This is a genomic window from Pseudomonas sp. G34, assembly GCF_031119625.1.
GTDB lineage: Bacteria > Pseudomonadota > Gammaproteobacteria > Pseudomonadales > Pseudomonadaceae > Aquipseudomonas.
Genome location: NZ_JAVHZV010000016.1, coordinates 208,472 through 221,484 on the forward strand (window position 1 = coordinate 208,472; position 13,013 = coordinate 221,484).

General features: G+C 62.6%; 16 protein-coding genes and 1 pseudogene. 11 read left to right on the plus strand and 6 right to left on the minus strand.

The features are described from left to right. The first annotated feature begins 196 nt into the window (after window positions 1-196). The 3 genes and pseudogenes from QYS36_RS10980 (at window position 197) to QYS36_RS10990 (ending at window position 1,512) form a co-directional block, all read left to right on the plus strand. Window positions 197-667: a Dps family protein gene (locus tag QYS36_RS10980; protein ID WP_192424940.1), complete on the plus strand. Its 471-nt coding sequence runs from the start codon at window positions 197-199 to the stop codon at window positions 665-667. Between the two features lie 242 nt (window positions 668-909). Further along, a pseudogene (locus QYS36_RS10985) lies at window positions 910-1,230 on the plus strand (cold shock domain-containing protein membrane protein); the annotation flags it as partial. Between the two features lie 57 nt (window positions 1,231-1,287). Next, window positions 1,288-1,512, plus strand: coding sequence for a cold-shock protein (locus QYS36_RS10990; RefSeq protein WP_167359775.1), 225 nt, complete (start codon window positions 1,288-1,290; stop codon window positions 1,510-1,512). A 164-nt stretch (window positions 1,513-1,676) separates the two neighbouring features. Here the strand turns inward: QYS36_RS10990 and QYS36_RS10995 are convergent, their stop codons facing one another. Together QYS36_RS10995 and QYS36_RS11000 are read right to left on the minus strand one after the other, a co-directional pair. Next, window positions 1,677-1,883: a SlyX family protein gene (locus tag QYS36_RS10995; RefSeq protein ID WP_308839507.1), complete on the minus strand. Its 207-nt coding sequence runs from the start codon at window positions 1,881-1,883 to the stop codon at window positions 1,677-1,679. Next, complete coding sequence (locus tag QYS36_RS11000; protein ID WP_308839508.1) at window positions 1,884-2,309, minus strand: HIT domain-containing protein; 426 nt, start codon at window positions 2,307-2,309, stop codon at window positions 1,884-1,886. Window positions 2,310-2,965: 656 nt separating this feature from the next. Between QYS36_RS11000 and QYS36_RS11005 the strand changes: the two genes are divergently transcribed. The 3 genes from QYS36_RS11005 to QYS36_RS11015 all read left to right on the plus strand — a co-directional run bounded on the left by QYS36_RS11005 (window position 2,966) and on the right by QYS36_RS11015 (window position 7,159). Beyond that, window positions 2,966-4,213: an OprD family porin gene (locus QYS36_RS11005; RefSeq protein WP_308839509.1), complete on the plus strand. Its 1,248-nt coding sequence runs from the start codon at window positions 2,966-2,968 to the stop codon at window positions 4,211-4,213. 259 nt (window positions 4,214-4,472) lie between these two features. Then, the gene (locus QYS36_RS11010) at window positions 4,473-6,188 is read left to right on the plus strand and encodes a proline--tRNA ligase (RefSeq protein ID WP_308839510.1); all 1,716 of its coding nucleotides are present in this window, start codon (window positions 4,473-4,475) and stop codon (window positions 6,186-6,188) included. 17 nt (window positions 6,189-6,205) lie between these two features. Further along, window positions 6,206-7,159 (plus strand): hypothetical protein, encoded by a 954-nt coding sequence (locus tag QYS36_RS11015; RefSeq protein ID WP_308839511.1) that lies wholly within the window; start codon window positions 6,206-6,208, stop codon window positions 7,157-7,159. 4 nt (window positions 7,160-7,163) lie between these two features. Here QYS36_RS11015 and QYS36_RS11020 read toward each other — a convergent pair whose 3' ends face one another. Together QYS36_RS11020 and QYS36_RS11025 are read right to left on the minus strand one after the other, a co-directional pair. After that, window positions 7,164-7,439: an acylphosphatase gene (locus QYS36_RS11020; protein WP_308839512.1), complete on the minus strand. Its 276-nt coding sequence runs from the start codon at window positions 7,437-7,439 to the stop codon at window positions 7,164-7,166. Window positions 7,440-7,443: 4 nt separating this feature from the next. Beyond that, entirely contained in the window at window positions 7,444-7,923 is a 480-nt protein-coding gene (locus QYS36_RS11025; protein WP_308839513.1) for a TlpA disulfide reductase family protein, read from the minus strand. A gap of 30 nt (window positions 7,924-7,953) precedes the next feature. Between QYS36_RS11025 and QYS36_RS11030 the strand changes: the two genes are divergently transcribed. Continuing rightward, complete coding sequence (locus tag QYS36_RS11030; protein WP_308839514.1) at window positions 7,954-9,354, plus strand: PilZ domain-containing protein; 1,401 nt, start codon at window positions 7,954-7,956, stop codon at window positions 9,352-9,354. Between the two features lie 103 nt (window positions 9,355-9,457). Continuing rightward, on the plus strand, window positions 9,458-9,856 hold the full coding sequence (locus QYS36_RS11035) for a hypothetical protein (protein WP_308839515.1): 399 nt from the start codon (window positions 9,458-9,460) through the stop codon (window positions 9,854-9,856). Here the strand turns inward: QYS36_RS11035 and QYS36_RS11040 are convergent. Together QYS36_RS11040 and QYS36_RS11045 are read right to left on the minus strand one after the other, a co-directional pair. Continuing rightward, entirely contained in the window at window positions 9,841-10,047 is a 207-nt protein-coding gene (locus QYS36_RS11040; RefSeq protein ID WP_308839516.1) for a hypothetical protein, read from the minus strand. The two genes, QYS36_RS11035 and QYS36_RS11040, sit on opposite strands and share 16 nt — an antisense overlap. A gap of 135 nt (window positions 10,048-10,182) precedes the next feature. Further along, window positions 10,183-11,412 (minus strand): YihY family inner membrane protein, encoded by a 1,230-nt coding sequence (locus QYS36_RS11045; protein WP_308839517.1) that lies wholly within the window; start codon window positions 11,410-11,412, stop codon window positions 10,183-10,185. Between the two features lie 229 nt (window positions 11,413-11,641). Here QYS36_RS11045 and arsC point away from each other — a divergent pair, with 229 nt between their 5' ends. Genes arsC through QYS36_RS11060 form a run of 3 tightly spaced genes read left to right on the plus strand, consistent with a single transcriptional unit; the run spans window position 11,642 to window position 13,012 of the window. Next, window positions 11,642-11,995, plus strand: a complete 354-nt coding sequence (arsC, locus tag QYS36_RS11050; RefSeq protein WP_308839518.1) for an arsenate reductase (glutaredoxin) — start codon at window positions 11,642-11,644, stop codon at window positions 11,993-11,995. Beyond that, window positions 11,992-12,597: an NAD(P)H:quinone oxidoreductase gene (gene wrbA / locus QYS36_RS11055; protein ID WP_308839519.1), complete on the plus strand. Its 606-nt coding sequence runs from the start codon at window positions 11,992-11,994 to the stop codon at window positions 12,595-12,597. Before arsC ends, wrbA begins: the two co-directional genes overlap by 4 nt. Beyond that, window positions 12,590-13,012 (plus strand): DUF2069 domain-containing protein, encoded by a 423-nt coding sequence (locus QYS36_RS11060; RefSeq protein WP_308839520.1) that lies wholly within the window; start codon window positions 12,590-12,592, stop codon window positions 13,010-13,012. Before wrbA ends, QYS36_RS11060 begins: the two co-directional genes overlap by 8 nt. Window position 13,013 lies beyond the last annotated feature (1 nt).

Here is a 13,013-nt window from a genome sequence, read left to right on the forward strand (position 1 = left end):
GGCGGAATTATATAGCCTTTATCGGCAGGGCGCAGCACGTGTTATGCGCCATCGCTCTGGTAAAAGAGCTGAACCCGGGCGCTGCGATTGATTCAAAGCATGGCCGCTATTGAGACGAACCCGGAGCATGTGACGAACGGTCGTGATAGGCTTTTTGCCATCGACTCTTAGCCATTGCTTACTTAGGAGAGCAACCATGGAAATCAACATCGGCATCGCCGAACAAGACCGCGAAGCCATCGCCGAAGGCCTGTCGCGCCTGCTCGCGGACACCTACACCCTGTACCTGAAAACCCATAACTTCCACTGGAACGTTACCGGGCCGATGTTCAACACCCTGCACCTGATGTTCGAAGGTCAGTACACCGAACTGGCACTCGCCGTCGACGCCATTGCCGAGCGTATTCGCGCCCTGGGCTTCCCGGCCCCGGGTACCTATGCGGCATACGCGCGTCTTTCTTCGATCAAGGAAGAGGAAGGCGTACCCAGTGCCGACGAAATGATCCGGCTGCTGGTGCAAGGGCAGGAAGCCGTGGTGCGCACCGCGCGCGGTATCTTCCCGCTGCTCGACAAGGTCAGCGACGAGCCGACCGCCGATCTGCTGACCCAGCGCATGCAGGTTCACGAGAAAACCGCGTGGATGCTGCGCAGCCTGCTGGCTGCCTGACGCTTACGCCAACAGGGCTGCCACGGCAGCCCTGTTTCGTTTCTCCCCGCCATAATCGCCAGCACGGCGCCGGCAATTTGAGTAGCCCTCCTCTTTGCTGTTAAATACGCCCCGTGCCGCCATCCCAACTCCTGGGCCGGTGCATAGGCTGGCCCTCCCGAACCTTCATCGCCCTTACGTCACGGCAAATCGCGTGGAGCCAGCTCTTCCTGGTGATCCTTTATCTAGTGAGTGCGTTGAACATGTTGAAACTCGTCCACCTGCTGGTGGGGCTCTGCGCCCTGCCGTTATCCATCGCCCCTGGCCTGAACGACGGCATCCAGCCGTTCCTGCAACATCCCGACGCGCTGTGCCTGGCGCTCTTTGGCTTTCTCAACCTGCTACTGGCCACGCAGTTTCCACTGTGGCACAGCAACGCCCGCCAGCATTTGCAAAACCTGGCGTGCGCCCTGCTGATCCTCGGCACCCTGCTGCAGGCTCTGATTCTGCTCGCCCCCCTGCCCCTCATCGCCGAGCAGCCGGCCCTGCTGTTCAGCCTGCTGATCATCACCCTGGCGGTTGCCCTGCACCTGGGCACCAACCTGCGCTTCGACAGAAAGAAAGCTGCCGTCCAGCAAGACCTGGGTGATCGCGAAACCGGCACCGTGAAGTGGTTCAACACCTCGAAAGGCTTCGGTTTCATCTCCCGCGATGCTGGCGAGGATATCTTCGTGCACTTCCGTGCGATCCGCGGCGAAGGCCACCGCGTTCTGGTGGAAGGCCAGCGCGTCGAGTTTTCCGTGATGCAGCGCGACAAAGGCCTGCAGGCCGAAGACGTGATCGCCGCCCTGCCGACCCGGCGCTGATTCTTCAGCCCATGAAAAAAGCCCCGTCAGCGATGACGGGGCTTTTTCATTTGTAATGTCAGCTGCCCAGGTGAACCGGAACGCCAGCCGCTCGTAGCCTAGGCGAACGGATCGCCACGCCCTGCAGCCTGCAACGGTGTAAAGCTAGTTCACGGTGCCCTTGATCAGTAATGAGGCGGCGGCGCCTCATCCTGGCCAACCCCGAACGGGCTGACTTCCTCCTGGCGCTTGGCCAGGGCCTGCATCTGTAGCTGCAGGCGCTCGATCAATTTCTGCTGCTCCACCAGGGCATCATTGAGTGCCTGAATGGTGTCGTCCTGAAAGGCCTGACGACTCTCCAGCTCGACGATGCGCTGTTCGAAATCGCTCATTCATACCTCTCCTGCGCGGTAGTGTCCCGGCATGACCGATCGCAACCTGTCACGCAGCGCAACCACCTGCTGCTGCTCATAGGGCTTGGCCGGGTGACGCCCCCACACCGGGGCCGGCCAGGCGTCGTCGTCGCGGTAACGGACGATCACGTGCATGTGCAGCTGACTGACCACGTTACCCAGGCTGGCGATATTGATCTTGTCGGCCTTGAACGCATCCTTGAGCACCTCGCCCAACAAGGCCGCCTCTGCCCATAGCGCTTGCTGATCCTGCGCGTCGAGCTGAAACACCTCACTGACATCCTCGCGGCGGGGCACCAGGATGAACCAGGGGTAACGGGCATCGTTACTGAGCAGCACGCGACTGAGCGGCAGATCCCCCAGCACGAAGGTGTCCTGCTGCAGACGCGAATCCAGTACGAACATGTGCTCACCTCATCTCAATGAGTCATTCAGCGGACCGGGCAACCCGGCAAAGGCGCAGCATACCCGCCAAGGTGTTGAAAATTAACCCCAAATCATATGCACCAAAAACGCGCACAAGCGGCAAGACTGGCTTCTCCGATGCACCATATTGTTTCCCAAAGTAAACATTGGCCTACACATTCAAACGCCAACTAAAACTCATTATCAACAATCAAAGCATATAGATAGCAAGCTACTAAGAAGCACGCTAACAAGAACGCAAAAAAACCGATGTTTAGGTCGATAATCTGTACTTTCCAGCGAAAGCCTGCCCACAAAACCCAGTATTTCGGCACCTTTGGTAATTTTGAGCACGGCTTTTGCTTTAAAGCTCGCAACGCTCCCGAATGGGGCCTCGCGGTAACGCTTCCAGGCCCTGTAATAGAGCTGTAGATCGTCGGATGGTACTCAGTAGGCATGGCTTGCCTGGTTGCGACGCACCCTTTGCACTCAACGACATGCGCAAGGGTTGCGACGAAATGGATAGATCGAAACTATCGCCAATACAAAGCGCCGTGCTATAAGTTCCATCCGACATAAAAAGAAATAGGGCTGCTCGCCATAACAACCTTATTGAGCAGCAGTAGTACTCTTCTAAACCAAAGGAGCAAATCACGATGCGAGTGATGAAGTGGAGCGTAATCGCCCTGGCTGTGGCCGCGGGTACCTCTCAGATGGCAGTGGCGTCGGAGCAGTCCGAATCGAAGGGTTTCGTTGAAGACAGCACCCTGTCGCTCCTGGCGCGCAGCATGTACTACAACCGCGATGCCCGTAACGGCGCTTCCCGTGGCACCGAAGGCAAAGGCTATTCCGAAGAGTGGGGCGCCAGCGCACGTGCACTGTTCGAATCCGGCTTTACCCAAGGTACCGTTGGTTTCGGCGTTAACGCTTATGCCGGCACGCTTTGGCAGCTGGACACCGGTGGTGGCCGCCGTGGTGTTGGCATGTTCCCGGAAAACGACGGCAAGGACCTGAGCATCGCCAACGCTGCAGTCAAAGCACGTATTTCCAGCACCACACTGACCTACGGCTCGCAAATGCCAGCCCTGCCGGTCCTGGCCTACGATGACGGCCGCCTGCTGCCGGAAACCTTCGAAGGCACCATGGTCACCAGCAAGGAGATCGAAGGTCTCGAGCTGAATGCTGGTCGCTTCACCGCCCAAAACGAAATGCGTCAATCCGGTCGCGACAGCGCTGGCTTGAAGTCCATTAACGTGGCTGGTGGCTCTTACGCTTTCACTAAGGACTTCAGCGCTGCGCTCTACTACAGCGACCTGGAAGATCGTTACAAGCGTAAATACGCAAACCTGAACTACAACCTGCCGCTGACCGAAGAGCAAGCCCTGGGCTTCGACTTCAACATCTACAAGAGCGACTACGACCGGCAGTTCGGCGGTGGTGACAACACCATCTGGAGCCTGGCAGCCAAGTACAGCGTTGGCGCACACGCCTTCATCCTGGCCCACCAGCGCAACACCGGTGATCGTGGCTTCGATTACGGCGTAGGTGATGGCGGTGGCGCGATCTTCGTAGCCAACAGCTTCCTGTCCGACTTCAACCAGGAAGACGAGCGCAGCTGGCAAGCCAGCTACGAGCTGGACTTCGCCACTTATGGCGTACCAGGCCTGAGCTTCAAAACCGCTTACATCTGGGCTGATAACATCCAGACTGCCGAGAGCAACAACGGTAAAGAACACGAGTTCTTCAACCAGGTTAAATACACCGTGCAAAACGGCCCGGCTAAGGATCTGTCCTTCCGCCTGCGCGGCTCGGTTCTGCGCGCCAACTCGGCTGTCAACGACCAAAACGTTGCCGACACCAACGAAGTTCGCTTCTACGTGAACTACCCGCTCAGCGTTCTGTAATCTCGCGCAAGCCTGATAGCAGTTCAAAAACCCGGCTTCGGCCGGGTTTTTTATTGCCTATCAGCTGCTCATCACTGCCATGCAGCGGGCGACGATAGCCTGCCCGTACGCGCCCCCACGGTGCAATCGACCGCACACCTGCTCGCCAGCTTGCCACCGCAATCACCCCTCGGCACTTCGCGTCCTGTACGCCATCAGCCACGCGCCGTACAATGCCGAGCGATAAAAATCCCCTTTGCTACCGACAGAACGGCCCATCATGCGTACCAGTCAGTTCCTGCTTTCGACCCTCAAAGAAACGCCCTCCGATGCGGTGGTGATCAGCCACCAGCTGCTGCTGCGCGCCGGCATGATCCGCAAGCTTGCATCCGGCCTGTACACCTGGCTGCCGATGGGCCTGCGCACCCTGCGCAAGGTGGAAAGAATCGTACGCGAGGAGATGGACGCCGCCGGTGCACTGGAGGTGCTGATGCCCGCCATCCAGCCCGCCGAACTGTGGCAGGAATCTGGCCGCTGGGTGCAGTACGGCCCGGAGCTGTTGCGCGTGAAGGATCGCCATGATCGCGAGTTCTGCGTGGGCCCGACCCACGAGGAAGTGATCACCGATCTGGCCCGCAACGAGCTGAACAGCTACAAGCAGCTGCCGCTGAATCTCTATCAGATCCAGACCAAGTTCCGCGACGAGATCCGCCCGCGCTTCGGCCTGATGCGTGGCCGCGAATTCATCATGAAGGACGCCTACTCCTTCCATGCCGACCAGGCTTCCCTGCAGCAGACCTACGATCGCATGCACCAGGCCTACTGCAATATCTTCACCCGCCTGGGCCTGAACTTCCGCCCCGTGGAGGCTGACAACGGCTCCATTGGCGGCGCCGGCTCCCACGAATTCCACGTGCTGGCCGAGTCGGGCGAAGACGATATCGTGTTCAGCAACGCCTCCGACTACGCCGCCAATATCGAGAAGGCCGAAGCCATTCCTCGCGAGTCCGCCCGTGCGGCGCCGAGCGAAGAGTTGCGCCTGGTCGACACCCCGAACGCCAAGACCATCCAGCAACTGGTGCAAGGCTACGACCTGCCCATCGAGCGCACCATCAAGACGCTGATCGTGCATGCCGAAGAAGCAGGCAAACTCATTGCCCTGATCGTTCGCGGTGATCACGAGCTGAACGAGATCAAGGCCGCCAACCAGCCTGGCGTGGCCAATCCGCTGGTGATGGCCTCGGATGCCGAACTGCGCGACGCCATCGGTGCCGGCGCCGGCTCCCTGGGCCCGCTGAACCTGCCGCTGCCGATCATCATCGACCGCTCGGTCGAGCTGATGAGCGATTTCGCCATTGGTGCCAACATCGACGACAAGCATTACTTCGGTGTGAACTGGGAACGCGACCTGCCGGTACCCACCGTCGCCGACCTGCGCAACGTGGTGGCCGGCGACCCGAGCCCGGATGGCAAAGGCACCCTGGAGATCAAGCGCGGCATCGAAGTCGGGCATATCTTCCAGCTCGGTAGCAAATACAGCGAAGCGATGAACTGCCAGGTACTGGGCGAGAACGGCAAGCCGGTGGTGCTGAGCATGGGCTGCTACGGCATCGGCGTGTCCCGCGTGGTGGCTGCCGCCATCGAGCAGAACAACGACGAGCGCGGCATCATCTGGAACGACGCCCTGGCGCCCTTCCAGATCGCCCTGGTACCGCTGCGCTACGAAACCGATGCGGTGCGCGAAGCCACCGACAAGCTGTATGGCGAACTGACTGCCGCCGGCTTCGAAGTTTTGCTCGACGACCGTGACAAAAAGACCAGTCCGGGCATCAAATTCGCAGACATGGAATTGATCGGCATCCCGCATCGCATCGTGGTCAGCGATCGCGGCCTGGCCGAAGGTAACCTGGAGTACAAGAGCCGCCTGGACACCGAGGCTCAACCAGTCGCCGTCGGCGAGATCCTGTCGTTCATCCAGAACCGTATCCGCCGCTGACCCCTTAAAGAGCCGTCATGTTCAAGCGAAGCACCCTACGCGTTCTCGGCGCCACCACCTGTGGCGCCCTCTTTCTCGCTGGCTGCGCCAACCATCTGCCGCAGCGCAGCGAACACGAGGAGCGCGTCGAACGCAAACTGCTGAGCCACAGCCTGCAGATCGACGTGGGCCAGCCCGAGGTACTGGAGCTGCCCCAGCGGCGGGTGCGCGTGCAGGAACAGAAGGTCTTCGAGGTGACGCCGTTCGAGGTCACCCGCCACTACGACCGCTATACGCCGTATCAGCCATGGCGCGAGATCTATGAAATCCCGCTGGGCGCGGTGGCCATCGTTGGCGGCATCGGTGCCAACGTGCTCAACGTGGTAGCGCTCGGGCGCATTCCGGATAGCGCCACCAAGGACTGGATCAGCTACGGCGTAGCGGGCGTCAACCCGTTCATGAACGTCGAGTCCAATGGCCGCTCGCAGCAGAACCTGGCCGGCATCGACGAGAAGCGCCAGGAAACCCGCACGGACTACTCCAGCCTGCCCTGGGCCGAGCGACCGGTGATGATCAAGGCCGGCGAGCAGACCCATGAGCTGCTCACCGACCGCAATGGGGTGCTGCGCCTCAACCTGCTCGACGGCCCATTCGCCGACCAGGACATCGCCCGGGTCGGCACCCTGCTGCTGACCGTCACCGACGAACAGGACGCGACCAGCGCCGAGGCGACCTTGCTGGTCAGCCGCACGCTGCGGGGCAAGCTGCGTGAAGCCCATGACCTGATCTACGACGACCTCGAAGGGGCGGAGGTCGAGCAGTGGGTGCATCGCGTCAAGCGCCTGTCCGACCTGGGCCTTGAAGAAGAAGCCAGCGAGCTGGAACAGAGCCTGATCGAACTGACCCGCAACGACCCCGAACTGCAGGCCGAATTCCTGCGCTCGCTAACCCAGAACGCCGGCCGGCTCGCCGCGGATCCGGGCGAAGACTAGGTCACTAACGCCGAATCTCGAAGCCTCGCGCATTCTCTACGGGGCGCTCGTTCAGCACCAGCGACACCACGCGAGCGCCTGAAGGCCCGTGCTCCAACCATTGGGCCAGCGAATGGACTGCGCCCTCCTCGCCTTCGAACATGACCTCCACGCGACCATCGGGCAGATTGCGCACCCAGCCTGACAACTGCAAACGCCTGGCCTCGATGGCCGTGCTCTGGCGAAAACCGACACCCTGCACACGCCCTTCGACATAGCCGTGCCGACCGACCATGGCCATTGCCTCAACTCTCCTGGCGCAGCGCTGCCAGCCGCGCCTTGAGGCCTTCGGCGGTCTGCTCACCGAGCAGACGCTCACGCACCTTGCCCTGGTCATCGACGATATAGGTCACCGGCAGTGCATCGCTGGGCGGCAGCCCGTAGCGCTCCGCGGGATCCTTGGCCAGCACCGTGAATTCGATACCCAGCGCCTTGGCCGCCTTGCTGAGCTCATCGCCCTGCAGGCCATCGAAATTGACACCGAACACCCCGACAAACTGCTTCTCCAGCTCGGGCGCCAGGGCGTTAAGCTCGGGAATCTCGGAGCGGCAGGGCCCACACCACTCGGCCCAATAATTGATAACCAGCCACTGGCCTTCAAGGCGCTCAACCGCTACCTTCTGCCCATGCTGATCGACACCGACGTCATCCGTGCAACCTGCCAACAGCACAGCGGCGATGAGCACCATCATGAGCCGAATGACTGACTGGACCCGCTTTACCATGGAAATGGTCCTCATACCGATAAGGTTGCTATGACACTGGATGCCCTGCAGCTCGACGTACCCGACGCGCTTCAGACCGACTCGATTGACCAGGCTACGCTCGGCGGCAGCCTCGGTGCAGCGCGCCAACTGCCGGCCGAGGCCGGCCTGCAGGAAGTGATCGCCCTGCTCGCGCGCCTCAATCGCAGCGCGATGACCTTACTCGAAAGACAGCGGGCGCTGCAAAATTTCAGCGACGAGTATCGCCACTACAGCGTGCAGGCTGGCCGCGCCGCTGGCGCAGAACAAATGCTGCGGCTGTGCACCGAGCTGGCCATGGGTTACAAACGCCTGCTGCTGCAGATACTGCAGGGCCACAAACCGTCCCAGCCGCACCTGGCCTGGTGCCTGTACATGGCGGAGCACTTCATCGCCCAGACCTTGCTGCGCCATTGCCAGCAGTACCGTGAGCCGGATGCCGGCCTGTGGCGCGACAGCCACCTGCTGTACTGGCTGGGTGAACAGCACGGCTGCCTCGACGAGCCGGTGGCGGCAGCCTTCCTCCCCACCCCGGCCGATACCTTGCGCGGCCTCTACCAGCAGACCCTGCTGCTGGCCCTGAGCAACCCACCGCACCTGCCTCCGGACGAGTGCCAGCGACTGTTTGCCGCCCTGGCACCGCTGGCGGCCCTCGCCCGCCTGCTGCCCTGGGACACGGAAGACAAATCCGAAGGCCCGCTGATTGACCTGCACGGCAGGCAGCCGTACCTGACCCACCAGCAGCGCCCGCCAACCGGCAGTGAGCACCTGCGCCGCCTGGAACTGGGCGCACTGCTGGTCGCGCTTGGCGAACCCGCGCCACTGCGCAGCGCTGGCGAGCGCGAGCTGCTCGAGCGCGTGCACCATCACTGGCTGGGTAGCGACCAGCGCCGCCACCCACGCACCCCGCAACAAAGCGACTGCCGCCTGGCCATCGGCATCACGGCCATTCATGCCCAGCTTCTGGAGCAGCGGCCGCCATGCACGCCGGGACAGATTCTCGATATCGGCCCAGGCGGCGCACGCCTGCTGTGCCCGGCACAGGCCGCCGACAGCTTGCCGATCGGCCAACTGGTGCTGCTGATTGCCGACAGTGACGTGCTGGCCCTGGTGTGCTGGCGTCACCTCAACGGCGAGGGGCTCCATCTCGGTCTGCGTTACCTCAAGGGCCTGGCGCAACCGACCTGGCTCAGGCGTACGCCCAGCAGCCAACCCCACCTAGGCATCCTGCAGAGCACGCCAAAACCACGAGAGGGATGGCACCACGGCCTGTGGGTGCCGCACAACCAGTTCAGCGACGGTGAAAACCTGTGGTTGCAGCTGCCCAATGCGGTCAACCAGAACCGCCTGCAGCTGACAGCCTGCAACCTGGCCAGCGCCACGGTGAGCCGCCACCCCCTGGAACTGCCCTGAATGCGAACCCGGTCACGGCCAAGGGCGGCCTGGCGCACAGTTTGATCGAGGGCATCCTTCTTATACTTCCCCGCTGACGTCCTTCGCCAGCCAGGAAACCCGCATGCCTAACGCCCATGACACACTGATCGGCCAAGTACCGGCACACCTGATCCAGAGCGCGCACCTGCAACTGACCGACTACGACGGACGAGTCGCAGAATTCAACATCGCCGCCTGGCTGCACGTGCCCGGCCAGGCCGGCAGCCTGGTATCCCTGCAGGTTCGCTATCGTGATGGCGACCAGGTTCGCCTGATCAACCTGGATCACGCCAAGGTGGGCGCACACGACAAGATCCTGCTTTCAGGTATCGCGCGCCTGCCGGTGAAGCAGCGCATCGAGGACATGCAGATCCGCCTGCGCTCGGCGCAGCCGCAGGTCGAGGTGAAAGTCGAAGAGCTCTTCGTGCAGGCCGTCGAACAGACGATCGCCCAGCCCCTGGCCAGTCAGGCCAACGCCTGATTGATCGCAACGGCGGCCTCGCACGTGACCGGCAACGGCTGCTCGCCGGCTGCCGGCCAGTCCCGCGCAGTGGAGACCAGCGACTCGGGCCAGCGGCCGAAACGCAGGCCGGTGATGCGATTGAGGTTTTCCAAGCCACGCTCGCTATCACGCGGGTGGAGCATCACGACCTTGGCGGAGGGTTTGAGCATGGCACGACTCTGGCTGCGGCGATATCGACTGGAAACAGCATAGCCAGAAACATGCCACTTTACTGACGCCAACATGCTGGCAGCCTCGATAACTATCCCGCCTCCCGTTGCGGCACGTGCAGGTGCCAATAAACGTCACTTCCTGTCGCTGCCCTGCCCCTCCAGCCAGTGCGCCAGGCTGTCGCCGAACAGCACCGTCTGCTCATCGTGCAGCCGGCGCAGCGCTTCACGCAGCGCCGGATACCAGGGCTCGTCCAGCTCATCGGGCAACTGGTTCAAATGGGGCAACGGCCAGGGGCTGCGCTCGAACAACTGCTGCAAGGTGTAATGGGACAGGTCGCGGCTGAGCATCCAGCTATCGCCACCGGTGCTGGCGACCAGGCGCTGGCTTTCCAGAAAACTCAGTACCTCCTCCCATTCATGCTCGGGCAGCAGCCAGCCCTGACGCTGAATATCGCGATGGCGCACCTTGAGCCCGGTGCGCTGGCGCCCATGAAACACCCGCAGAATGCCCAGCAGCACCAGCGCCCGGGGCATCGCGCGCTTGCGCCACAGCGGGGAAACCCCCAGGTTGCACACCAGCTCAGCCCCCAGCAGGACGATCAGCCAGGACAGGAACACCCACAACAGAAACAGCGGCACCGTGGCGAAGGCGCCGTAAATCAGCTGATAGCCCGGAAAGAAGCGTACGTAGAAACCAAAAATCGCCTTGGCCAGCTCCAGCAGTACAGCGGTGAACAATCCCCCCCACAGGGCATGGCGCAGTGGTACCCGGGCATTGGGCACGGCCGCATACAGCAGGGTGAACGCCGCCACGCTGAACAGCAGCGGCGTGAAGCGCAGCAGCGTCTGGGCACCGACCACCGCATCCGGCCCGCTGAGCAGCGACAGCGAGGCGATATAGGTGCTGACGGCAAAACCGGCGCCCAGCAGCATGGGCCCGAGGCTGAGAATCGCCCAATAGAGCAGAAAGGTGGCAACCCCGCGGCGCGGTTGTCGCACCCGCCAGATGGTATTGAAGGTGCGCTCGATGGTCACCAGCATCCAGAAGGCGGTGATCGCCAGCACCCCCACGCCGATCCAGGTCAACTGTCGCGCCTGGGAGGTGAAATTACGCAGGTATTCCTGCAAGGCCTCACCCGCAGACGGCACGAAGTTGTGGAAGATGAACGCCTGGATCTGCTCGCCGGTTCCCTGAAACGCTGGCACGGCAGAGAGCACGGCGAAGCTGACGGTCATCATCGGCACCACGGCGAACAGCGTGGTATAGGTCAGCGCAGCCGCGTTATCGGCGCCGCGATTGTCGAAGAAGCGCTGCCAGAGGAATCGCCAGAACTCAAACCAATCGTGCAGACGCTGCTGCATACCCACCTCACAAGGGCAGTCGGAAACGTGCGCATCATCGCCAGGCCGGCACCATTGGCGGCGCGGGCAATGCAGACGAGCGGGAAAAGCTGGCCACAAGCCATTGTGACCGACGCATTACAGACGCTGGCTCGCCACTTAGGTTCGCCTCGATTGCCGCACCCCGTTCAGCGCAAGGCGCCGACGCGGTTAGAATAGCCGCCATCTGCCGCCAGAAGCGACGACCGCCATGACCGATCTGACTCTTTATCACAACCCGCGCTGCTCCAAATCCCGCGCGGCCCTGCAACTGCTCGAAGAACGCGGCCTGCAGCCCACCGTGGTGCATTACCTCGACAACCCACCCAGCGCCGCGCAGCTGCGCGAGGTGCTGGACAAACTCGGCCTGCCGCCCCGCCAGCTGTTGCGCAGTGGCGAGGACGAATACCGCCAACTCAACCTGGCCGACCAGGCGCTCGGTGACGACGCGTTGATCGAAGCCATGGTCGCTCATCCACGCCTGATCGAGCGGCCGATCCTGATCACCGCGGACCGCGCCGTGATCGGTCGGCCGCCGGAAAACATCCTGGAGTTGCTGCCATGAGCACACCTTACATTCTGGTGCTGTACTACAGCCGCCACGGCGCCACTGCCGAGATGGCCCGCCATATCGCCCGCGGCATCGAGACGCAGGGTGTCGAGGCGCGCCTGCGCAGCGTGCCGGCGGTATCCGCCGAATGCGAGGCGGTCAGCGACAGCATTCCGGCAGAGGGCGCGCCCTATGCCAGCCTCGATGACCTGAAGAACTGCGCCGGCCTGGCCCTGGGCAGCCCGACCCGCTTTGGCAACATGGCCGCGCCCATGAAGTACTTTCTCGACGGCACCAGCAACCTGTGGCTGACCGGCAGCCTGGTCGGCAAGCCAGCCGGCGTGTTCACCTCCACCGCCAGCCTGCATGGCGGCCAGGAGAGCACGCTGCTGTCCATGCTGCTGCCACTGCTGCACCACGGCATGCTGATCGCCGGGCTGCCCTACAGCGAGTCCGCCCTGGTCGAGACCCGCGGGGGCGGCACGCCCTACGGCGCCAGCCACCATGCAGGCGCCGATGGCAAGCGTGCGCTGGACGAGCATGAGGTGGCCTTGTGCCGCGCCTTGGGTCAGCGCCTGGCGAGCATCGCGCTCAAACTGGAAGTCAAGCGTGACTAGGGCGGCCGGCGCACCGCCCAGCGTGGACTGGCTGCTCCCGCGCCTGCGGATCTGCCGCTACCTGAGCCTGGCCAGTTTTTGCGCGCTGGGGCTACTGCTGCTGGTCTGGAACCTGGGTTATGCGGCCGTGCCCAGGTCGCTGCTGTGGGCAGTGCTGGCCTTGCAGCTGCTGCCCCTGCTGTTGCTCGCCCCCGGAATCATCGGCGGCCACCCGCGCACCCACTCGTGGGCCTGCTTCGTGGTCAACCTGTATTTCATCCAGGGCGTGCTGGCCGCGTTCGATCCCTCCAAGCGCCTGTTCGGCTGGCTGGAAATCCTCCTCAGCCTGACCCTGTTCACCAGCGCGCTGCTCTACACGCGCTGGTGCGCGCAGTACCAGCGTAGCGGCAGCATCGGCGAACGCCGCGAGGAGTAGC